The sequence below is a fragment of the uncultured Prevotella sp. genome, assembly GCF_946407605.1.
GTDB lineage: Bacteria > Bacteroidota > Bacteroidia > Bacteroidales > Bacteroidaceae > Prevotella.
Window position 1 is genome coordinate 24,882 of the sequence record NZ_CAMJOS010000013.1, and the last position, 24,641, is coordinate 49,522.

Consider the following 24,641-nt stretch of genomic DNA (forward strand, 5'->3'; position numbering starts at 1 on the left):
TTATTGCATCCTCTGCAGGTTTTCCCAACGCACGTTCCATGTGCCGTCGTGGGGGAAGCCAGGGTTCAGCGGCTCGCTACAGCCATCCCAGCCCGCACACATCATAGCGATGGCGGTGAGCAGGGCGCCATTCCCCGGCAGATAGATGCGCAAGCGGTCTGAGGTTTGGAAGTTATGACCATTTTTCAGGTAGGTGTTTTTTTGGGTGTCGAGCAGCAGGGCCTGAAGGGCTGTCTCGGGGTGTCCCAGACGGGCGGCAGCCATCGCCGTCATGCCGTAGTCCCAGCCCCAGGTGGAGGGCCAGTTCCAGTTCTGCATCACCCAGGAGAGGGTCCTGCTGGCTGCGACGGTGTCGCAGCATAGCGGACAGGAGGGAAGAAGGCCGAAGGGACCCAGAACGGCGGGGTGGTCGCTGCGGCTCTTCTCTTCGTCGAGAGTGGGGGCGATGGGCTGTCCGGCAGTAAAGAGGCCGTCTTTCTGAGGCAGGGGCGAGAGATGCTGGATGATGTCGTCCCATTGCGGGTTGCGGGGCAGTCCCTGACGCTCGCGCCAGCGGTTTGCCATACTAAGCCCGTAATGCCAGTAGGCCAGTTCGAAGGGCTGGTCGTAGGCTATATCCTTTGACACGCTCTCCTGCATAGCGGTGACTCCTAAGAGGTGATAGAGCTTATGGGGTTTATGGGTTTTATGGGCATTTTGGGTTACAAAATCCGCCATAAAGGCGGCTGTCTCTTCTACCAGTTGCGCATATTTGTTGAGGGTCTCTTTGGTGGGATTGGCCCTGTAGAGCTCTTCGGCCATATAGATATAATGTGCTTGCTGCCAGATGAGGAAGCTGCCCACATTAGAGGGCGCCTCACCAGCCCATGGGTCGGTCATCTTCATCCAGCGGATGCCTTTGAACCCTTGTCGCTCGGCAATCTTCTTGGCTTCTGGATAGGCTGCGTCGCGATACCATTGCAGCACGTCGGCAAGTACCTGCGGACGGTTCCAAAGGGCGAAGTCAATCATGTGCCACCACGTCATCTCCAAGTGTGGACGACCGAACCACGAGTTATAGGTGAGGCCCGTTTCCTGTGGCGGCAGACTATTGGCGCAGTTTATCTGTGTGAGGTATTGCGAGAGCACCACACGTCGCTCCAGCTCTTTGGCTCGCGGGTCGGTGCATTGTGAGAAATCGACGATGGCACCATTGTTCCACCAGCGGTTCCAACTGCCTTTGACAGAGCGCAACGCCTGGTCGAAAGCCAGCGGCATTGTGGTTTTAGGCGCCTCGGGCAGGTACTCGGCACTAAAGGCAAGCTCATTGGCCGAGGTGGAAAGCTGGAACTGATGGCGGTCGGTCATCTGCAACTGGGCTTCGTCTTGCCAACAGAGCATGAGGTAATAGCGAGTGGTGTCGATCTGATGTTCTATGAGGGCACTATGGGCCGTGGAAGAGACGATGCGCGAGTTGTGAAGCTCAGGTTTCGTCCAGTCGGCAGCATCATCGGAATGCTGACCTGTGGGATAGGGGAAACGAATGGTGACGGTGGCGCGCCCATCGGATAAGAGTGGGCTTTTGATGCGGTAGATGACGGCATCCTGCTGCTGAAGGGCGGCTGTGATGACGTTGACCTGCTGACCGTCGGCCTTGAAGCTCGACTCGATGGTGCCGTCGTAGAGTTTCAACTCCTGACGGATATCTGTGAGCGACTGAAGGGCAACGGGCTGGGCGTTGGCATCTTTTAGGCTCAGGCCGATGACGCCGAGGTTCAGTCGATGAGGGTTGGCACGAAAATACTCGGTGGCCTGCTTATGGCGACCATCCTCCGCTTTCTTATATTCTACCGCATAGACTTCGGGATGACCATGACCCAGGTCGAGGGTCTTCTCACTCTCGGCAGGCGTCAGGTTGTTGGTGTTAGGAAAGCTATGCCAACCCCAGTCGGACATTACTGTCAGGGGCACACCGCCCCAATATTCAAAAGGGTAGCTCTGCAGTCCTGTGATATCTACCGTGGTGGCGAAATGGCCATTGCCAACGGAAAGTGATGCCAAGGGGTCGGCCTCGGTGATGACGGGGTTGTTGCGACTGACGACAGCCTCACGGTTGATTGGTTGCATGACGTTATCGGTGTCGAAGCCTAACTGCTCCATCTCGAGCGAGGCCCAGATGAACGGTCCTAAGCCTTTGGCATCGTCATCGCAGATGGGTTCAGAGAGGTAATACTGATAGGTGCCATCACGGCGGGGGTTGTTCTTTGGACCTAATCCTGCCACCGAACAACAGTTGGTGAGCGAGAGCGTCTGGTCTTCGTTGATGCGGATGAAATGGCGGATGATGCCTCGATAAGCCTTGATGCCGGCATCGCGATATTTGGCTCCCACATAGCCTTTACGATAGGCTTTGAGCAGGGCATAGGCAAACATCGAGGAGCAGGTACTCTCCAGATAGTTGCCATCACGCCCTGGGGAGTCCATCACCTGATACCAGAGCCCCGTCTGCTGGTCCTGCCATCTCACAATGGCTTCAAGGTCTTTCTCCAGCAGCGTGATAACCTCCTGACGACGGGCATAGTCCTCGGGCAGAGCATCGAGCACTTCGATGAGTGCCATCGTGAACCATCCTTGAGCGCGTCCCCAGCAATGTCGGCTGAGTCCTGTCTGACTATCGGCCCAGAACATCTCCTTGGTCTCGTCATAGGCATGACGGTTGAGGCCTGTACGAGGGTCGAGGGTCTTTTCGTAGGTAATCTTCATCTGATTGACGGCGTCGTCATAGATGGTTTGAGGTTTTATGTCTGATGTCTGATGGTTGAGGTATGAGGCTGTCAGACAGCGGAAAGGCAGTCCCATGAAGATGCCGTCGAGCCATACCTGATAGGCATAGATGGCCTTGTGCCAAAAGACCTTGTCGGCCTTGGTGCGTGGTTGGTTTTGCAGTTGTTGCATCAGCGTTTGTATGGCTTTCAGGTTCTTGGGCTCAGGATACAAATGATACATGCGGCTAACGAAATGTCCCGTACGGATATTGTCCAGGTTATAGTCTGCCAGCTTATAGCCACGAATGTCGCCCTGGGCATTGATCATCGTGTCGGTATAGAGCTTGCAGTAGTCCAGGATGTCCTGACCGCCATAGCGCAGATAGGTATCGAGCATACTCTCGAGCTCAATACCCATTGTATAACTCCACTTTGGCTTCTTAGCATTGTCGAGCATATAGGACTTCGGCGTGCGTTTCATCTCCGATTGTGTCATCCATTCGGAGTAGTGCTTGTAGGGCATCTTGGTGAGAGCCAGACTGCCATTGACAAAGAGGCGGTCGAACAGGATGTTGCTGGTCTTGCCATTGATGGCGTTGCCGTTCTCCACACCATTGAAACGGCAGTTGCGAACGGTGATGTCGTTGACGTAGGTGCCCTCTTCCAGACCGATAATCAGCACACCATAGCGGGACTTCTGACAGGTGACGTTCTCCATGAGCACGTCTCTGACAGTCGGGTAGTAGCCTCTGCAGCAGTTCTCCTGGGGCTCGTAATCCAGATTGATTTTTAGCACGCTCTCGTCGCATTGTCCCACGGTGATGTCGCGCAGGAAGATATTTTCAATGATGCCACCACGACAAGAGTTGGTTTTTATGCGTAAGACTCGTTCCAATGCCGGCGAGTCCATTACACAGTCGTGTGCAAAGATGTTTCTGGCACCGCCGCTGATTTCCGAGCCGATGACTACGCCACCATGTCCGTTTCGCATTTCACAATGTCGGATGATGATATTCTGCGAGGGCATGGTACGTTCTCTGCCGTCATGATTGCGCCCACTCTTGATGGCTATACAGTCGTCGCCGGTATTGAAGAAACTGTTTTCTATGAGTACACGGTCACATGACTCAGGATTACATCCATCGCCGTTGGGGCCGTCGTTGTTGATGTGGACACCACGAACGGTGATGTCTGTTGATTTCAGAGGATGGATGACCCAGAAGGGAGAGGCGAGCAGCGTGATATCCTCAATCAGGATGCGCTGACACTGGTTGATGTTGATAAGCTGCGGACGCAGACCGTCGGCAGAGGTGAAGGAGCGCTCTGGCGTGCGACGGCCTTTTTCGTCCTTCATAGGGATGCCGTCTTCACCATTCTTCAACAGGCGCGGACGGGCTTCGGCATGTTGGTTGATGGTGCCTTCTCTCCAGCCGAATCTGGACGAACCGCACCAAGGCCACCATGTCTGTCTGGAGCCGTTGCCGTCAATCGTTCCCTTGCCTGTCACAGCGATATCGGTTTGCTGAAAGGCATAGATGCAGGGCGAGAGGTTATAGCAGTCAACACCCTCCCATGAGGTCTCGACGATGGGGTAGAGCTCAGGTTGGAAGGCAAACCTCAGCACAGCCCCTTCCTCGACAACGAGGTTCACGTGGCTCTTCAGACTGATAGCTCCTGTCTCGAAGGTCTTGCCAGCTGGTATCAGCACTCTGCCACCACCTTTCTTCGAACAAGTGTCGATGGCCTTCTGGATGGCTTTCTGATTGTTGGCTGCCGAAGCGTCTGGCTTGGCGCCATAGCGGGTGATGTCGTAATCCTTGCCGCTGATTATCGGACTCTGGATGCTTTGTTCTATCTCCTTGTATTTCTGCTCGTTCCATTCTGCAGCGGTACCTCCCAGAGGCATCAACAAACAAAGCAGTACGGCAATCAGTATTCTTCTGACAAACGACTTTTTTTGCTTGTAAGCCTCCAGCAGCGAGAGGTCGTTGTTGTGTGGATGAAACACAAACGCATCGACACAATCCTCATATTGAGTCATCTTCTCGAGGCCTTCGTTGGTGAGCGGAAGCTCTTTCCAGAATTGAATGCCGGGCTGGATGTCAGGGGAGAGTGTAGACCTCAGGTTGCGTATCATAGTTGGCGTCTCGTCTGACTGCAACTGAACAACATCGAGCGAGTATTGCACCACACGAGTGATGATAGTCTGAGGCATCTCTTCATGGAAGATGCCCACTTTCTGTTCTTTTGTCGAGGAATAGTCGTCAGACAGCACAGCTTTGTCGGGTATGATGCCAGCGTTGGTGGGGAGAATGGTGAGGTCGACATCGGACTGACTGACTCTGCTTATCTCGCCATCGTCACTAATCCTGCATATTTTAAGTTTCATATCGTCTGTTTTCGATTGTTTTCTTCATTATTGAAGAACGTTGAAACATACAAATTATTGCCTGCTGCGCTTTTTTTACCTCAATTATTATGAAAAATGGAACTTTTTACTTATCTTTGCAAAGTAAAAATTCCAATAACTATGAGATACCTGCTATATACAACGCTGGCTTTAATAGCTTGTCTGATGCCTTCTCAGAGTCTTTCCGCCCAGAATGCTATGCTCGATTCTGTGAGAATGGCAGAGATGAAAGGCCGCATAGACTCGCTACGTTCTGTAACTCCTGGCGTGCCGCTTGTGATTGATGAGGATACCCTGTTTGTGCTCTATTCACGTTATGGAGGTATCTTGCCGGAGATTCGTGTGGAACGTGCTCGTCAGGAGATTATGACGCAGGGTAGGCGACTTACGTTCTTCACGGATTCTATCTATGTCTATGAAAGCGATTTTACCAGCGATGTGATGGCTGGTAATCATCTGATACTGAGCATTACCGATATCGACGCCTTGTGGCAGGAGAAACCCCGACAGGAGCTGGCCAATCATTACGCCTCGCTCATTGAGGAAAAAATCAGGGAGATTCACGAGGACTATGGCCTGAGGCAGAAGCTGTTGGGATTGCTGATGGTGGTCATCATCATTGTGCTGCAATGGCTGTTTATCAAACTGACCAACTGGCTATATCGCCGATGGAAATTCCGACTGACGCGCTTGGTGATGAGGCGGGCCTTACCCATTGTCATCAAAGACTATGAGGTGCTCAATAAGCATCGTCAGGGAGCGCTTTTCTTGATGCTCTATCGCTTGCTGCGCATAGGCCTTATCGTCGTGCAGTTGCTCATCACCATTCCAGTGCTGTTCTCGTTGTTCCCAGAGACCAAGTCATTGACCATAACCGTCTTAGGCTATATCTGGGACCCGACTACAGACATCTTCTGGGGTGTGATAGGTTATCTGCCAAAGTTTTTCAAGATACTGGTCATTATTATCTGTTTTCGCTATCTTGTAAAAGGGTTGCACTATTTATCGAACGAAATAGCATCAGGACGTCTGAGAATCAATGGGTTCTATCCTGACTGGGCGGTTCCTACATATCATATTCTTCGTGTGCTTTGCTACTCGTTTATGTTTGTGATGATATGGCCTTTGCTGCCAAATTCCAACTCGGAAGTTTTCCAGGGCGTATCGGTATTCTTAGGCGTCATCGTGTCGTTGGGCTCCACATCCATCATCGGCAACCTGATGGCCGGACTGGTGATGACCTATATGCGTCCCTTCCACCAGGGCGACTTTATCCGCTTTGGCGAGGTAGAGGGGTTTGTGCTCGAGAAGACGGCGCTGGTAACCCGAATTCGGACACGTAAAAATGAGATTATCACTATTCCCAACTCCAACCTGATGAGTGCGCAGACATCTAACTTCACTTTTGCTGCACATAACTACGGCATCATCGTTCATACCAAGGTCACCATAGGCTACGATATGAAGCATGAAGTCATTGAGAACCTGTTGCTTGATGCTGCCCGTGCCACCAAGCATATCGAGAAGAAACCGCTGCCTTTCGTACGAGTGACAAAGCTTGACGATTTCTATGTGGAATACGAGATTAATGCCTATACCAAGCATTCTGAATGGCTGTCGGATATCTACTCGCAGTTGCATCAGAACATTCTTGACCACTTCCATTCTGCAGGCGTTGAGATTATGTCGCCGCATATCTTCGGTCTTCGCAATGACTTGGAGCTGCAGATTCCAAAGAGTGAAAATAAATAAATTTATTTTGTGGTTTGACATAAAACTCTTATCTTTGCAAACGAAAGTATGAATACTAACTAAATACCAAATAATAAAATGACAAAACTACGCACTATCCTTTTGCTCTTCGTGACATGTTGTTCGCTGGTCATGATGGCAGCAAATCAGAAAAAGTCAGTTACCCAAGTAACGACTGAGGTGACGTTGACCGACGATGTGGATTATCAGATTACTGGTACCACACCATTCACCGAAGAAGGTATCGTGGATATCGTTAACACAGACCATGCTGTGCTCATTATGACGCAGATTAAACCATCGGTAGCCATCAGTAAATGGCTCAAGTATGTGAAGATTAACGGAGAGCAGGCACGTAACAACACCAACTGTCAGGTGAAACTCTACAATAGGGGATGTATCATCCTGCCCTATGGCAACAGCACCAAGCCGCTGACGGTCTATTCCGAGAAAAACTTCGAAGGTGACTCGTGCAACGATTTCGGTACCGAGAATAATGGCGGTTATATGAATACGCTGACAGCTGCCAAACTGAACAACCGCATCCGTTCGTTCAAATTAAAGAGAGGTTATATGGTGACATTCTCAACTCGAGGATCAGGACGTGGTTATAGCCGTTGTTTCATCGCTGCCGACAAGGACATAGAGTTTGCAGAACTGCCACCGGTACTGGACCAGAAAATTACATCGTATCGTGTGTTTAAGTGGTATGATGCAGGTAAGAAGCAGATTGCCGATAATCTCAACTCTACGGTGCTTAATGCGCTGAATGTGCAGAGTAGCTATACATGGGGCGTTGGCGAGAACAAGGCTCCTGACTATGAGTGCATTCCCAACCATATCTACGAGGACTGGCCCTCATCGAGTGCTATCGGACAGGCCACATGGTCACCTCACACCAAGAACAATAATGAACCCAAGAATACCTCAGATGATCATCCGCAGGATCTCGAGACCATCCTCGCCAATTGGGAGAACATGATGCGAACAGGTATGCGTCTTTGTTCACCTGCCTCTTGGGATGGTAGTGACTATTGGAACGCTACAGGTTTCCTGGCTGACTTCCTGGACTCTATCGATGCCCGTGGCTGGCGTTGTGACATCATCGACCTGCATTGCTACTGGACCGAGGGCAGCTTCGACAACATTCACTATTGGAGTGACAAATACAAGCGTCCCATCTGGATATCAGAGTGGTGCTGGGGTGCCTCGTGGAATAACAATGGTGCCTTTGCACCGAATGTGACACAGGCACAGGTAAAGAATGCGCTGCAGAGTATCTGTACGAAATTGAATAGTTATAACTATGTGGAGCGCTATTTCTATTGGAATGGCGAACGTGAAATCTCACGTATTTATAATAATGGTTTGACTCCTGCCGGTGAATACTATGCCTCAATGAACGCGCCGATGGCCTACAACGGCAAGTACGATTTTGTGCCCACGACTCCCCGCCAGTATGGTCCTACGAAATTCGCACAGAAAGTTCTGAGCACGGGTAAGACACGTCTTAGCTGGCATGATGAGAACGGTGAATACAACCAGCTGATGGAGATTCAGATGAAGGATGCCACGGGTCGTTGGACGGTGCTCGATACAATAACGCCGAAAGAGGCTGCTTCAAACTATACCATAGATGTTGACAATGCTGACGAGAGCATCAGATACCGTTTGCACCTTATTGATTTGAACGGCAAGGAATACTATACCTCTGACGAAATATCGGTAGGCGATGTTGTAGAGATTGACGGACAGATCTATTATGCCGGTGGTAATATGTTGGCTAACGGCGAGTTTGACTTAGGCTTTACCGATTGGACCAATGGCACGGGTAACATTTTGTCTGGACCTCAATTCCAAATCGTAGGTGAAGGTGGTTATCAGGGTGGCAGTTATTTGCAGGCTCATCTCAATGGTGCCGCTACTACGGTTTCTGCTGTTAGAAAAGTATTCGACCTGGTGCCTGGAGAGAACTATATGTTCAGGGTGGCTTCTTGCAATAGTGGCAACTACATGAAGTTCTTCCTTTCCAGCGATGGCACGACTCAGACCAAGGAAGTAGCTAGGGCTACTAATGGAGAGAACTGGACTCTGGAGACATTCACCTTCAATGCTGATACTTACAGCAAGGGTATCCTGGCATTCTATACGCTCCTTGCCAAAGCACAGATTGATGCTGTGCAGTTGCATCAGCTCTTCACCACTCGTGAGGCTGCTGTCGCAGATGGCATAGAGAAGGCCCGTTTGCAAGCTGAGGCGCAGAAACTGTATAATACACGCTTTACAGCAATGAACGACCATCTAACGCAGGAGATGAATGATATCACAGACACCAATGATGCTGCGCTTGCACGAGCAGAAAAGGCGTTGAGCAATCACATGAATGCTGTTAAGGCTTTGACCAGTCTTGATGTGGCTGCAGCCACCCTAAATGCCATTGAGCAGCATCCTTGTCCATACTATTCTTGGATGAAGAAAGAGCTGACCGATGCACTTGAGGCCCAAAAGGCCATCAATGCCATCCAGCATACTGCTACGCTCGACTCGCTTTTGGCAACCCATCTGTCGTTTACACGTTCTTCAAAACAGCCCAAGACTCCCTCCTTTGCCTCTGAGAAGAGCGACGGCTGGGAAGTGAAGGTGGGTACCTTCACCGGTGGCGACCAGAAGGCTACGACCAAGTTTGGCAAGACCTGCTGGAACGCTTGGTGGAGCACCACGTCAAAGACAGCCACGATGGAGATTCGTCAGACGGTGACAGGCCTACCCGAGGGCTATTATGAGCTGGAGTGCAAGGCCACTACTGAACATTTCTGCATCAGCGACCAGCATGGCTACCTGAAAAATGGCGATGTGGAGGTGGTTACACCAACCCTCAGCAAGGATTATTTCGACCTGCCTGTAGCTGATGTGTGGGATACGCTGACTACTGCTCCTATCTATGTAGAGGCCAACGGCTCGCTGACGCTGGGCTTTAAGAGCTCAAAGACGAATGCAAACACCGGTTGGTGGCACTCCTTCGGCAATGCCAGCGGTAGTAAGGATAACCGAGAGGGCTGGTGGTGCGCTACTGGCTTCGTGCTTAAGTATCATGCCATAGACGACCTTACAGGCATCAGCCTGCCAGTAGATGTTAGCAAGCTGCCCAATGGTGTCTTCACAATGGATGGACGTCAGCTGAATCAGTCAGACAACTTACCGCGAGGATTATATATTAAGGTTGAAAACGGACGAGCCCGAAAGGTTATCGTCAAATAATATCAGTTATGACTATCATCAGAAAATCATTAGTACTGTCGTTCTCTTTGCTTCTACCTGTAGGTATTCAGGCCCAGGAGCAGAGAGCGTCGTCGAGTATGTATCTGCAGGCTCTGAAGAAGGCCGATGTCAATGTGCCCTTCGCCATCTCTGCTGAGGGTAAGCGCTACGCCCCAACGTGGGGTTTTGACCTGGCTTGGATTAACGAGCAGAATATCATGAAGGGCGTCAATCACATGGGAAAGGAGAATGTTGGCATAGGACGTATCGCCTTCCGCTATACTGAGGCGCTGGAGAACGATACCCTTATGAGCAGCAATATGATTAGCGTGCTGCGACAGCGTATCAACCTCTTCAATAAGATTGATAACAAGCTGCCTTTGACCATGACTGCCGACCAGGAGGCTGTAAGTCCTACGGACGATGACCCCAACCGCTGTCCGCCTGAGTATTACGTGAAGAACAAGGTGGCTAACAACAACCACTGGGCTGCTATGATTAACAGTCATGTGCATTGGATACAGCAAAATACCAGTCACCCAGTGGTGGGCATTTCGCCGTTCAACGAAGGCGACTACTGGAGTGTGGAGGAGGGAGCCACTGCCGCCAAGCAATGGCAGGTGGCCAAGCTCTTGAAGGAGCACTATCCCCGCTGTCAAGACATTGCCATGGTGGGTGGCAACACCCTCAACGACGATAAGGCTCTGGCTTGGTATACCCCTGGCAAACAATATTATGACTGGGGCAATACGCACCAGCTGGCTGGGTCGTTTGACAACTTTGCCAAGTTCTTCACCCAAGTGGCGAAAGACGGTAAGATTGGTTATGCCGACGAGATGCACAATGTGGCCGAGGCTATGGTGGGCTTGGAGTATGGCATGACCGTTGGTATCTGGTGGGGCTTTGACAGCAGGGCCCGTGGCGAGTTCTGTCAGATTAGTCGTAATGGTGTGCGTCTTGCTTATGGCGAGCATCGCGACAACTGGACGGCAGCTTCGGTCTATCGTCATGACGACGGTCATGTGAAGGCCTTCATAGGCAGTAGCGAGCGTCAGGCCAAGACCACCACCTATCAGTTGGTGAGTACTGAACGCGAGGTCTATTATGACGGCTTTGGACCTGTCCACGAGGTTGTGTCCAAGATGCCTGGTGGTACGGGATATCAGACGGGTCAAACCAATGCCGAGCGTGTCATTGACGTGACATGGGGCGAGGACGTGCCTCCATCTGTCATCGATGGTACCTATAAGATTATCTCTAAGGTGGCAGGTGAGTCGGGCAACGCTTTGGCCTATACTACCAATGGCAGTAATATTATGCAGCAGGCATATAGGGGCATAGCAAAACAACAATGGACGGTGAAACCCGCCACTAACCGCACAGGCGGCGACTTGAGTTTCTATGACATCGAGTCGGTCGATAATGCGAAGGTTCGAATGAATGTTAAGAACTATGCATTGACCAAGGGCGATCTCATCGCATGGACTCAGGATACTCCTTCATCAAACGAACAGTGGTATTTGGAGTATGTAGGCGATGGCTATTATTATGTGCGCAATCGTGAGAGTGGACTCTATCTCTCAACGGCTGTGTCGAGTGGTTCTGGGCGATTGATTCAGACTCCCATGCAGGACGAGAGCCTGCGTGACCGCCAGCTGTTCCGCTTCATTCCTGTTGATGTTGCCTACGACGTTACGGCTCCTGCCAAGCCCTCAGGTGTCAGCGCTCAGCCACATGCAGCTTCGGTACGCATACAATGGACCGCCAATGGCGAGGAAGACCTTAATGCCTATATGGTGTTACGTGCGCCGCAGGGTACTACCGACTGGGATGTCATTGCACGCGGTCTCACCACGACCTACTTCGTTGACAACACTTGTCGTCAGGGCACCTCTTATATATATAAGGTGAAGGCTATCGACCTGTCGCAGAACATCTCTGAGGCTTCTGACGTTGTTGCTGCCAGACCAACAGGCGATCAAAAGATGATAGCCCGCTGGAATTTCGAAGACAACCTCTACGACGATACCAACAACATGATGGACATGGCTATGACCAATGGCGTATCGCCGAGGTTTATCGAGGATGTCGATGACAAGGTCAACCACAAGGTGGGTCAGAAGGCGCTCAGCCTTGCCAACCAGTTCACCCAGTTGCCTTATGAGGTGGCGTCGAGTGATGAGCTCACCATCTCAATGTGGGTTAACTGGCGTTCGTCAACCACTCAGTGGCAGCGTATATTCGACTTCGGTAACGATACTGAGCACTATATGTTCCTGACGCCAAACAACAGCTATACCAACGTCATGCGTTTTGCCATTAAGAATGGTGGCGATGAGCAGACGCTCGACTGCCAGTACAAGCTTACTGATAATATGTGGAAGCATGTCGCAGTAGTGTTGGGTAAAGAGCGTGTTGTCATCTATGTTGATGGCGAGGAGGCTGCTTCTTCTACAGGTATCACCATTCGTCCCAGCGACATCCATCCTGTGCTCAACTACCTCGGTCGCAGTCAGTTTGCCTCAGATCCAAACCTCACGGCCTATCTCGACGATGTGCGCATCTATAATTACGCACTTTCTGGTGATGAGGTCAAGGCCACTATGCAGGATTTGCCTGCAGGCATCAGCGAGGTAGAAACTGCGCCACAGTCGACAGATATTATCTACGGGCTCGACGGTATACAGCGCACCACACCTGGTAAGGGTCTCAAGATTAAGAATAATAAAAAGGTAGTTTTTTAAGACTACCTTTTTTTATGATTATCTCCCAAATACGTGCTTATTTGGGGATTTAATTTGCATGACCTATTTTTTCTTTGTACCTTTGCAGACAAAATAATGAATAGAAAGATGGAATATATGTCACAGGAGGGCTACGACAAACTAGTAGCCGAACTGCATCAGTTGGAAAGTGTGGAACTGCCAAAGGTGAGAGATGCAATTGCCGAAGCTCGCGACAAGGGCGACCTGAGCGAGAATTTTGAGTATCATGCCGCTAAACGCGAACAGGGCCGCCTGCTGAGTCAGATACGTTTCAAACAGCGTGTGCTTGAGTTTGCGAGGGTGATAGACACAAAACAACTGGGATCGGATACCGTTGGGTTGCTGACAAAGGTGGAGATGACCAATCTGGCCAACAATGCCAGAATGTCATATACGATAGCTAGTCCGCACGAGGCCAATCTGCGTGAGGGTAAGATTTCTATCAAATCACCCATCGCCCAGGCTCTGTTGGGTAAGAAGCCTGGCGATGTGGTGGAGGTACGAGTGCCGGCTGGCATACAGAAGCTCCGCATAGAGAGCATCTCTCTATAATCCTTTCATAGATAATGAGATACGATTACGTCGAGTGTCGATTTCAATGACCTTGACCTCTATATGCTGATGGAGTTTGACGACATCGGAGGGATGGGCTATACGGCGGTTGGCCATCTGTGATATATGCACAAGTCCATCTTGATGGACACCAATATCAACAAAGGCTCCGAAATTGGTGATATTCGTGACGATTCCCGGAAGAATCATCCCTTCCTGCAGGTCGTCTATGGTCTGCACACGACTGTCGAACTCAAACTGCTCTAACGACTGGCGCGGGTCACGACCAGGCTTCTCTAGTTCCTTCATAATATCGGTGAGGGTGGGCAATCCCACTTCGGATGTGACATAACGATGAATATCGATATTGTCACGCAGTTCCTTATGGTCTATGAGGTCCTTCACACTACATCCACAGTCCTTGGCCATACACTCTACGATGGCGTAGCTCTCAGGATGTACGGCACTATTGTCAAGTGGGTTCTTTGCATTGGGAATGCGCAGGAAACCGGCACATTGCTGGAAGGCGGTGGGCCCCAGTCGCGGTACTTTTTTGAGTTGTGTACGACTGGCAAAGATGCCATTTTCTCGACGATAGTCTACAATATTCTTTGCCAATGCTGGTCCTAAGCCGCTGACATATTGCAGCAAATGCTGCGAGGCAGTATTGACATTGACACCTACAGCATTGACACAGAGGATAACCGTCTGGTCGAGCTGTTGTTTCAATTTTGTCTGATCAACATCGTGCTGATACTGACCTACACCGATGCTCTTAGGGTCGATCTTGACAAGCTCGGCCAATGGGTCCATTAGTCGACGTCCAATAGATACGGCACCACGAACTGTGACATCCTCATCTGGAAACTCATCGCGGGCCACCTTCGAGGCGGAATAGACGGAGGCACCATCTTCGCTGACTACGAAGACTTGTGGCGAATGGGCATTTTGGGAGATGCAATCTTCTACAAAGGCGCGCGTCTCACGACTGGCGGTGCCATTACCAATAGCGATGGCTTCAATATGGTACTGTTCGATGAGTTGCTGAAGATGCATGGTGGCCTGCATGCGTTTGTTGACTGGGGGGTGGGGGAAGATGGCTTCGTGATAAAGCAGCGAGCCTTGTGCGTCAAGACATACAACTTTACAACCTGTACGAAAGCCTGGGTCTATGCCCATGACGCGCCGTTGCCCTAAAGGCGCTTCGAGCAGTAATTGTCTTAGGTTGTCAGCAAACACACGGATAGCCTCGTTGTCGGCCTTTTCTTTGCTCAAGTTGCTAAACTCGGTCTCAATAGCAGGCTTCAGCAGACGCTTATAACCATCGGCCACAGCCTCGGCCACCAGCCGACCGCAAGGTGTGTTACCATAGACATAATGACGCTGCAGTCGCTCTATGCATTCATCATCGTCGATTGGATCGATGCTGATGCGTAGGAAACCCTCGCTCTCGCCTCGGCGCATAGCCAGTAGACGGTGACTGGAACAGCGCTTCAGCGATTCGTGCCAGTCGAAATAGTCACGGAATTTTGCAGCATCATCGCTGTCGGCCTTGGACTTAACCACTTTCGAGGTGATGATGGCGGTGCGACGGTATGCTCCACGTACCTGTTGACGGCTATGCTCGTCTTCGCTTATCTGCTCGGCAATGATATCCTGGGCACCCTTTATTGCTGTTGCGATATCGGAAACGTCACCCACGATGAAACGACGAGCAACTGTCTCTGGATCGCGTTCACGCTGTAAAAGTAGTATCTTAGCCAGCGGCTCCAATCCCTGTTCCCGGGCCACTTGGGCACGAGTGCGTCGGCGGGGCTTGAAAGGCAGGTAGATATCTTCGAGTTCGGTGGCATCCCAGCAATTGTTAATGCGTCGCTCAAGTTCTGGCGTCAACTTGTCTTGTTCACCAATAGTCTTCAGCACAGTTTCTTTACGTTTCTCAATATCCTTGAGTCGCTCGTAATGATCGCTGATGGCAGCTATCTGCACCTCGTCGAGACCACCGGTGCGTTCCTTGCGATAGCGCGATATGAAAGGTATGGTGCAGCCTTCGTCTATTAGTGTCAACGTGTTGACAACGGCCTCAATACCTAATTGCAGGCTCTGGGCTATGAGTTTGGCAATGATATTCTGTTGCATATTATAATAAGGTGTAGTTCTTGGGGGTTATTTTATACTGCACAACAGCTTATAAGGACAGTAGCGACAGCGGTTGCGGTCGTCGGTGGGTACAAAAGCTATCTGTGGATTGAATATTTCATCGACCTTGTCTCTGAGCATTTCGGAAAAGCGTTGACTTACATCTGCCACATCGGTGACGGGCTTGTTGGCAAAACTGATGGTAGGGTCGTAGTTGTTTCCGCCAGAATGTTGGATGAAAAGCAGGGCTGGCGATACAGGTGTGTCTGGATGTTGGGCACGAACAATGCTGGAGTATAGAATAGCTTGCAGATAGTAATCGCTATGGTTCTGCAGATTCTCTTGAGAAAAAACGGCCTCTACATCGGCCAATGGGCGCAGTTTCTTGCTGCCGGTCTTATAGTCGATGACGCGAATACGCTCAAAACCGTCTTTCGTGATACGGTCGAGGCGGTCTATACGTCCCCCTATCAGAGTAGTGATATGGGGTGTGGAGAAATTGGTGCAGACATCGGTCTCAAGTCCTTCAATAATAAATGGTGCCAGCTCATGGTCAATTTCTAGAAGACGGGTGATATAATGGATAATGACCTCGCGGTTGATGATTTGCAAACCATTGAGTTCAAGGCGCTCAGCAGGCTTTGCTTTAAGTTCTTTATTGATGGCTTCGTCTACGGCACGTTCAATATCAACACGTGACTTGAGTATTTGCTCGATGTCGCCCTTCGTTATTTGTTGGCTTTTCTGCATCAGCCGGGTGTAAATCTGCTGTGAAGCCTCATGGAAGATATTACCGAAACTGCGATTGTCAATAGTATCATCATTAAGCGCATCAGGCTCACGAAGGTTGCAAGCATAGGTATAATAAAATATCAGTGGGCAACGCATGTAGCGGTTGATGGCGGTGGGGGTAAGTAACGCCTTAGGGTGGAATTTCTGCAGGATGGTCTGCATCACCTCTGGTGTTTTCTCTACGGTTGTAGGCTGGAATGGTGTAAGCTGTTGACCAGCCTGTAAGGTTCTGTAGCTGATAGTGTGATAATGGTCTTCTACCATCAATTGAAGCATAAAGCGGCTCATTTCACCCTTGCCACCGTCGGTAGTGGCATTGCTGTAGAGAATGCTGATGTCGGAAGCACGTTGCAACAGACGGTGGAAATAGTAGCTGAAGATAGCCACCTTATGGTCGATGGTGGTGAGTCCATATGCCTTGCGTAGATTATAGGGAATAAACGAGGTGTCGTTGACGCCTCGAGGTAAGTTACCTTCATTACATGAAAGCAGCAATACATGGTCGAAATCGAGATTACGGGTCTCAAGTACGCCCATTATCTGAATACCTTCAGCCGGTTCTCCGTGAAAAGGTATCGACGTAGACTGTATGAGTTGACTGACAAGACGCTGCAGGGTAGCTACATTAACCAAAAGGTCATTGCTGCGGACGAGCGTGAGTAAGCGGTTGAGTAGGGTATAGGCCTTGAAAACGGCCTCCTGAAACAGCGGCGCATCGTCGTGGGTGTTGCGGGCAATGGTGGTGAGAATATCGCACATCCACTCGAGGAGTAAGGCATTATCGTCGTTCTTTGCCAATGGGTGAACGAACTCTTCAGGTACGTTAGCCATATATGGATGGCGCATGAGGTTGTGGAATAGTCGTGGGCGGAAACGTTTGCGACGCTGGTCGTAGCCCAGTGCCTGCAGGTTGATAAGCATGGTGACGAGCGATGCAACAGGCGACTGTGCCAACGGAAAACCTGTGGTGATGTTTAGTTTGTCTACCTCTTCTGGAATACAGTGGACTACGGTCTGCAGCAGGTTCTCGTTGCACAGGACAATAGCAGTGCGCCTGCCGTCTTTCAGTCGCTGTCGTTCTCGGAGCCACGTGCTGATATAGCGTGCCTGAATGTTCTCAGTTGGTGCTGACATGAAAGTAATTTCCTTTGGTTGAGTAAAATTACTATAGATATCATCGCGTGTGATGTCGAGTTCGTTGGGAAATTCGGCCAGATATTGAGATATGTAATAGCCGGCTTCGTTGTCCTTCATATAATTATGGTCGAAGTCCCAATAGAAACAAGCCTGGCGTTCACGCTTGAGTAGGGTGAAGAGACGGCACTCCACTTCCTGCAGAAGATTGAAGCCCACGAAGATATAGGTATCGTAGGTGAAATCAAGATCGCTGCGTGTGGCCACTTCGCGATAGAGGGCTCCTTCGTAAGCCAGATTTTGTTTGGCGAGCCTGCAGTTGAAGTCGTGATAGATATCACTCATGTGTGACCAAAGGCGTAGGAAGCGTTCTTTCAGCTGTGAGTTGCCTGTGTCGGAGAAATTGCTGAAGAACTTGGCTAGAATTTCTTTTTGATGAGGTGTCAGATAACTGGCATCATCAAGTTCGTGTAAATCGCGCAGGTTGGCAAACACTTTGTCGGCATCGGCCATGTTCTTGTCCAAATCATCGAAGTCGGCTAATAGTAGCTGTCCCCAACTGTAGAAATGGTCAAGCGACTCTTCGAAGCCAGTCTGCTGAATAAACGACTGATAGAGATCACAAACCTGCTTGATAGGATCGGCTACCAATCGTGAGGAATGTTGACGAAAGAGGTCGCTGATAGTAATGTATGCTGGACTCCAGATGGGTTTCCCGGCATGCTGCGCTAGATGGGTGTTCATGAACAGCGAAGCGCGTTTGTTTGGAAACACGATAGCCACTCGGCTCAAGTTACAGCCGTGTTTGGTAAGTATGTCTTCGGCTACGTATTCGAGGAAAGTCTTCATTTTACTTCTACGATTTTATTGCTATAGACAAACCATAAGAAACCTGATACATGAGGCATTCCCATCTGTCGGAGCAGGTCCATGTATTCGCGCACTTGGTCGTGATAGCCGCTATGTTCACTACCGAACTTGAAGTCAACGACAATAGTCTCTTTACCGTCGGTCATTACACGGTCAGGTCGCCGTTCTATGGCATCGGGAGTCAGTATGGCACACTCGTTAAATAGCTTCCAACGGTCTGAGAACCATCGTGCTACACGAGGGTGGGAGAGTCGTTTACGAATCATATCTTCCAAGCGTTGGGGTGTGACACTCTGGTTATAAAGGATACCCTCCTGTTCAAGGTTCTTCAGCGCCTGATCGATATCGGCGGAGGTGCGGATGTTTGCGAATACCTGATGAAGCACGCTGCCCAACTGGATGTAGTCTGTTGGCTGTGCCTGCTCGTCATCGTTTGTCATCGAGGCAAACTCCTTACTTTTATTACTTTGTCGGAACTCGACTTGCTGTTTGAAAGGCTCTATCTTGATGTCGACAGGTGTGGGGGGCTGTAAAAAGGGATTCTTTTCCTTTTCTTTTTGCTCAGAAGGCTGCTGGTATATAGGTAAATGTCCGAATGCAAAATGAAGTGCTGTTTCTGTGTTTTCAAGACCTTCGAGCATGATATTGGAATAACCTTCTTTCTCAAGTACTTCGGGCACAAGAGGTAGAACTTGCTCGATGAGTGCGGAGCGAGTTCCTGAAGCATTTCTACGGCCAATGACAAAGAGACTCTCTGAGGCACGTGTGAAGGCCACATAGAGTAAATTGAGATTATCGATGGTGTTTTGCTGGTGCTCCAGTTCATAGTCTTGCTGATAGATGGTGCCAGTCATACCTTTCGCACTATAGTCGATGGGAGCAATAGGCAGTTGGTTGAATGGCTCCTGCTGGGGCGTGCACCAAAGCAAGTCAGTATGTTCGAGACGCCAGTCGCAGAATGGCAGGATGACATGCGGAAACTCCAGACCTTTCGATTTGTGGATGCTGATGATGCGTATGCCGTTGACTTCTGGACTCTGTATGGGTTTGGCGCACAGAGTCTCGTCCCATTCGTTCAGGAACGTAGGAAGGTCGGTGGTCTCTTCGTTGATAAATGTGGCTAGCTGATCGAAGAAAGCACAGAGATAGGCGGTCTGTCCGCTGGTTTGTTCCAGATGGAAGATGACATAGAGTCTTTCTGCCAGTTCGTAGAGTGGCATTCTCAACAGTTGCTCTGTATAGTCAGTAAACTCAGCTGGCAGTTCGCCGTCAAGTCTGCCTGAAGCGTATTTTGCCAGATAGGCACGTGCTATATCATCGTCAGGATTAGCTAACACACGCATTGCCTGAATGATGATAGTAACAGCTGGTGAGGCATCAAGTCGGAAAGCCTCGTCACTCACCACATTAACGTCGGGCATCGTCTGCATCAGGTAGTTGGCAATAGCGGGGATGAGACTATTGGTCCTGACGAGGATGGCTATTTTTGTAGCAGGCACCTGCTGATCGAGTAATGTTTTTATCTGAGTGACGATAGCGTCAAGTGTAACCTGCTGATAGTCTTTCGCAGGCAGCATATTAATTTCGACTATACCAGTATTAAGACTCTCGTCAGGATAGTATTGATGAACGTCATCATAGGCGCTGACTTCTTCTATCTTTGCTGCTTGTTCGAAAAAGACATTGTTGAAGTCTATAACGATGCGCGAAGAACGATAGTTGGTGTCCAGCGGTTTTTCTTCAATCAGTTGGTCGGCATGAGGAAACTCGTTCTTTATGCCAGCCAAGAGACGCCAGTCGCCGTTGCGCCATCGGTAGATGCTTTGTTTGACGTCACCTACAATAAGATTGGAGGAGCCTTCATGGCTCATTGCCTCTTGTAGTAGCACTTTGAAGTTTTTCCACTGAATGGTCGATGTGTCCTGAAACTCGTCAATCATGATATGCTCCAGTTGTGTTCCAATCTTTTCGAAAATAAAAGGCGAGTCGCTGCCGTCAATCAGATCATGTAGTAATTGTTGGGTGTCGCTAAGCAAGAAGCGGTTTGCATTGGTGTTTAGTTCATGTACCTTGGCTTCGATGCTGCTCAACAGGCGTAGCTGACTGAGATGACGCAGGGTGAGGTCTGCACTTTTATATAATAGGTGTTGACGTGGTTGCTCTTCAATAGCCATTCGGAGTAGCGGTCCCAGTTCACTCTCTACCAGTGCATGAATAAATTCTGGGCGGCTACATGATTTGGTGTACCACTTCGAAGGGTTACCATTCGCATCGGTTACGCTTTGGGTTAAGATGCTTTCATCGAACTTTCCATCGCGTATCTTCAAGAAGATAGAGCAAACTCCACGACTCTTATTGGCGAAATCTTCGACAGTAATACCTTCGCGTTCGATGATATTGAAAAAAGAATCGGCTATATCGTGCATGCGCTTTTCGGCATCCTGACGTATCTCACGGAGCTGCTTGGTATAGTCATCGAAGAAGTTCTTCTGGTCCATCACCTTATTGAGTTGATGACTTTGCTGCTTGTAATAATCGCGGAAGATGGTGCGTCCAAACTGCTTGATTTGTGAGATGACATTCCAGGAGCGATCGTCTTTGATGTTGTCCATGATATAGCGCAAAAGCCACTGTAGCATCTGGTCGGTGACCTTCAGACTATCTATAAGCTGGTCAACAGCCGTCTCTTCCACCTGAATGTCATTGAGTCCCACACGCAGGTTGGCAGTCAAATCGAGTTCGCGGGCCAGATTACGCAACACGCTCTGGAAGAAAGAGTCGATAGTTTCAACACGGAAATAACTATAGTTATGCAACAACTGATGCAGGGCAATGCCTGCCTGTTTGCGTACAAACTCGGGTGAGACATTGAGCTCCTTACATATTTTATTAGTATACTTCTTAGAATTGTCCAGACCTCTCGAGATGCCATACAACTGACTCAGTATGCGCATCTTCATTTCTTCCGTCGCCTTGTTGGTAAAGGTTACGGCTAGAGTTTGCCTGTAGGCCTGAGGATTCTGAACTAGAAGTTTGATATATTCAACAGCCAGTGTAAAGGTCTTTCCACTGCCTGCGCTGGCTTTATATACAACAAGTGGTTTTACCATCTGTGGAATAATTCAATAGTAAACTTACAGCCCATCTCCTGATACTGTGTGTTTAAGAAGCTAGCGAAAATACCCATAGATAAGAAACGACACGAGAATCCGTAGCCGAGTTCAGAATACTGCCGTGTGTGATCAATGGAGAGCGTGCTCAGATAAATTCTCTCACGTTCTACAAGGCGTCCGACAACGGGTGTGAGGAAGGCTCCCAATAGTGGGGCTTCGTAAGACAAATGTCCACGAATATAATATCTTGACTCATTATACAATCTTGAACTTAACAGTTGGAAGTCGCCCGACCAGTCATCGTCCCATCCTTCAGGCATGTTGTTGGCACGGAAGTTGGCGAAGTCAAGGAAGTAGTTGCTCGATTTCGCGGTATAGACACCGGCTCCTAAACGGGCATTTATTTGCTCGGTGCGTCGCATGCGGTATTTATAGGAAGCATCAGCCTCCCAGCGCTCGTAGTTTATGTAGTTGCTCTTCAACTTAATACCTCGTTCATAATTAATGGTAAAGTAAGGTGCCGATTCCCAAGGGTTCAGTTTCAGTGTGATTGATGGAGCGGCAGAATAGTACTTGGTGAACTTGCCATACTGCTCCATTGCGTCGGGATTAATAGCACGACGTTGGTGAAGCATAATACCTGACTTGATTGTCATCCAGTCATTGGGCTTGATGTGATGATAGATGCTTAGGTAATAGTCATCGAAGACGTCAAGATCTTTTTCTTCCAATTCTTCCAATTCTCCGTATTCTTCCTTAATTTCATCGAGAACACTTGAATTACCTATTCGGTTGTCTTTACCAACGGTGACATCGATGCCGGCGTCTTTATCAGAGTTGTAGATATAACGTAAGGGGGCAGTGAAATAAAACTCGTTCAACTTGAAGTTATAACCTATCTGCGGACGGAGTGTCACCCACGACCAATCATTGAAATCATAGCAGGCATAGAACTTCATCTTGTAAGACAGACCCTTGCTACGACTATAACTGATATATTGCGGGTCGATGATAGATGACATGTCTAATGACAGATTTTTGCTGCGATATCCATGACTGCTGAACAGATTTTCGCCTATCAGGTCCCAACCAATTTCCTTTAGATAATCATGATGTTTCTTCTCAATTTCTTCTTCGCCTTCCTCTTCGATTTTCTTTTTACCTACCAATGTGGCGCTGATGCTGAGAGTGTCAACTTCCTCCTCTTCTTCCTCAAGGGTATCTTCTTGCTCAACTAGCAAACCTTTCTTGCGGGCCCAGTCCTCAAAGATATTGATTTCCTCTTCAGTCAAACTGATAGGACGTACGGAATCCATTAGCGCTCTGTCATCTTCCACATCAACGGTATCGGGTAGAGTGACTGGACAGTCGAAAACAGCTTCGAAATGTGATGTGATATGATTACCGGCAAACTTAAACACAATATCAGTGATGCTGTATTTAGGGAGTAACGCACGCAGTCCTTCCTCACCTTGCATGGTAAGCGTCTGGAAGTGAATCATGTCGAACTCACCTTCCATCTCAGCCTGATCAATACGACCAGTGCCCTGATCTATAGTAGCTTTACCAATTACCAGCTGGGTGTTGGGCACAATCTTTGGACGGAAATAGAGTCGTGCCTGATTATGTGACAGGGGAACCACTGAATAATTGTAGTAGATTCGGTTCTCACGACAGAATGGTGAGAGAATATGATCTTCATACAGCGTGGTGCCATAAAGGTCGGGTGTCATAAACTTTACCAACACAGGCATGAGGTGACGGTTACGGCTGATAGTGGAATTGTAAACCTGCTGCTTATTAGTATAGTCGCCAACGGTTCGGAAAGTGAAACGACCATATTGCTCGCTAACAAGTGTCCTATCTCCATCGGCCATCTTATACATATTAGGTATTGCCCAAAGTGTCACATTTCGCCTGTAAGTCTGATAGATATGCTTCATATAGACGTTGGTAGAGAAGCCGTTAACGTCCTGAGTATAATTACGTTGGAAACTGAACATGCGATTCATTACTAACGAGTCTAAACTCTCGCCAGAAGCATTAATTATCATGGCCATTGTCATGACTAAGGTTAGTAATACGCGTTTCATAGCAGCAAAGGTACACAAAAAGAATGAAACGACCAATAGAATGATACTAAAAAAATAAAGAAGTCACGAAAAAACTTTCCATGACTTCTTGTTTTCCTGTTTTGAGTATATTGTTTAACCCAGATATTTCATCAGAATTTTGGCGTTGCCTGAGTCGCGAAGTTTAGCGATACTCTTCTCACGAATTTGACGAACACGCTCGCGGGTGAGTCCCAGTTCGTCGCCAATTTCCTCAAGGCCTTTCTCGTGACAGCCTATACCAAAACACTCGCGGATGATGATAATCTCACGGTCTTTCAGTACTTTTGAAAGAACAGAGTTCAGCTCTTGGGCCATCGACTCGTGGTCAACCTGACGGTCTGTACGACTATCATCGCCAGAGGCCATCACGTCGAGCATACAATTGTCCTCACCATCTTGGAAAGGAGCGTCGATAGACACATGGTGACTATCGGCCTGCATTGACTGTCCAATCTTCTCCTCGTCGATGTCTGTCATCTCGGCCAACTCACTGACAGAGGGATGACGTTGGTTCTCCTGCTCAAACTTGTTGATTTCGTGATTAATCTTATTAAGAGAGCCTACCTGATTCAGCGGCAGACGCACAATACGGCTCTGCTCTGCGATAGCCTGCAGAATGCTTTGACGAATCCACCATACGGCATAAGAGATAAACTTAAAACCTCGTGTCTCATCAAACTTCTGAGCAGCCTTAATCAGACCAATATTACCCTCGTCAATCAAATCAGTAAGCGTAAGACCCTGGTGCTGATACTGCTTTGCCACTGAAACGACAAAACGCAGATTAGCTGTTACCAACTTATCCTTAGCACGCTCGCCTTCGAGTCCGCCTTTACGAATCTTCTGTGCCAACTCAATCTCTTCATCAATACTGATGAGAGGAGCACGTCCAATTTCGACAAGATACTTGTCAAGTGCTTCACTCGAACGGTTGGTGATACTCTTCTGAATTTTTAGTTGTCTCATCTTCTGTACCTCAAATTTTTAAACTAACTGCC

General features: G+C 49.0%; 10 protein-coding genes. 4 read left to right on the forward strand and 6 right to left on the reverse strand.

The window, feature by feature from the left end:
• On the reverse strand, positions 1 to 4,650 hold the full coding sequence (locus tag Q0R57_RS14745) for a glycoside hydrolase family 88 protein (protein WP_366516831.1): 4,650 nt from the start codon (positions 4,648 to 4,650) through the stop codon (positions 1 to 3).
• A gap of 624 nt (positions 4,651 to 5,274) precedes the next feature.
• Here Q0R57_RS14745 and Q0R57_RS07245 point away from each other — a divergent pair.
• The 4 genes from Q0R57_RS07245 to greA all read left to right on the forward strand — a co-directional run bounded on the left by Q0R57_RS07245 (position 5,275) and on the right by greA (position 13,481).
• Positions 5,275 to 6,906: a mechanosensitive ion channel domain-containing protein gene (locus Q0R57_RS07245; protein WP_294745337.1), complete on the forward strand. Its 1,632-nt coding sequence runs from the start codon at positions 5,275 to 5,277 to the stop codon at positions 6,904 to 6,906.
• Between the two features lie 78 nt (positions 6,907 to 6,984).
• Entirely contained in the window at positions 6,985 to 10,164 is a 3,180-nt protein-coding gene (locus tag Q0R57_RS07250) for a hypothetical protein (RefSeq protein ID WP_294745339.1), read from the forward strand.
• Between the two features lie 8 nt (positions 10,165 to 10,172).
• Positions 10,173 to 12,908, forward strand: a complete 2,736-nt coding sequence (locus Q0R57_RS07255) for a LamG-like jellyroll fold domain-containing protein (protein ID WP_294745341.1) — start codon at positions 10,173 to 10,175, stop codon at positions 12,906 to 12,908.
• A gap of 108 nt (positions 12,909 to 13,016) precedes the next feature.
• Positions 13,017 to 13,481 (forward strand): transcription elongation factor GreA, encoded by a 465-nt coding sequence (greA, locus tag Q0R57_RS07260; RefSeq protein WP_294745446.1) that lies wholly within the window; start codon positions 13,017 to 13,019, stop codon positions 13,479 to 13,481.
• On the opposite strand, the gene Q0R57_RS07265 is transcribed toward greA, so the two are convergent.
• From Q0R57_RS07265 to Q0R57_RS07285, 5 genes are all read right to left on the reverse strand, one after another.
• On the reverse strand, positions 13,476 to 15,620 hold the full coding sequence (locus tag Q0R57_RS07265) for a Tex family protein (protein ID WP_294745345.1): 2,145 nt from the start codon (positions 15,618 to 15,620) through the stop codon (positions 13,476 to 13,478). The two genes, greA and Q0R57_RS07265, sit on opposite strands and share 6 nt — an antisense overlap.
• Before the next feature lie 27 nt (positions 15,621 to 15,647).
• Positions 15,648 to 18,395 carry a PD-(D/E)XK nuclease family protein gene (locus tag Q0R57_RS07270; RefSeq protein WP_294745347.1) on the reverse strand — a complete coding sequence of 916 codons (2,748 nt, stop codon included), beginning with the start codon at positions 18,393 to 18,395 and terminating at the stop codon, positions 15,648 to 15,650.
• A complete protein-coding gene (locus Q0R57_RS07275) occupies positions 18,392 to 21,526 on the reverse strand; it encodes a UvrD-helicase domain-containing protein (protein ID WP_294745351.1) in 3,135 nt (1,044 codons plus the stop codon). The genes Q0R57_RS07270 and Q0R57_RS07275 overlap by 4 nt, the downstream gene beginning before the upstream one ends.
• Positions 21,520 to 23,622: a DUF5686 family protein gene (locus Q0R57_RS07280; RefSeq protein WP_294745353.1), complete on the reverse strand. Its 2,103-nt coding sequence runs from the start codon at positions 23,620 to 23,622 to the stop codon at positions 21,520 to 21,522. Before Q0R57_RS07280 ends, Q0R57_RS07275 begins: the two co-directional genes overlap by 7 nt.
• Before the next feature lie 114 nt (positions 23,623 to 23,736).
• Positions 23,737 to 24,609, reverse strand: coding sequence for an RNA polymerase sigma factor RpoD/SigA (locus Q0R57_RS07285; RefSeq protein ID WP_294745356.1), 873 nt, complete (start codon positions 24,607 to 24,609; stop codon positions 23,737 to 23,739).
• Between the last annotated feature and the right edge of the window lie 32 nt (positions 24,610 to 24,641).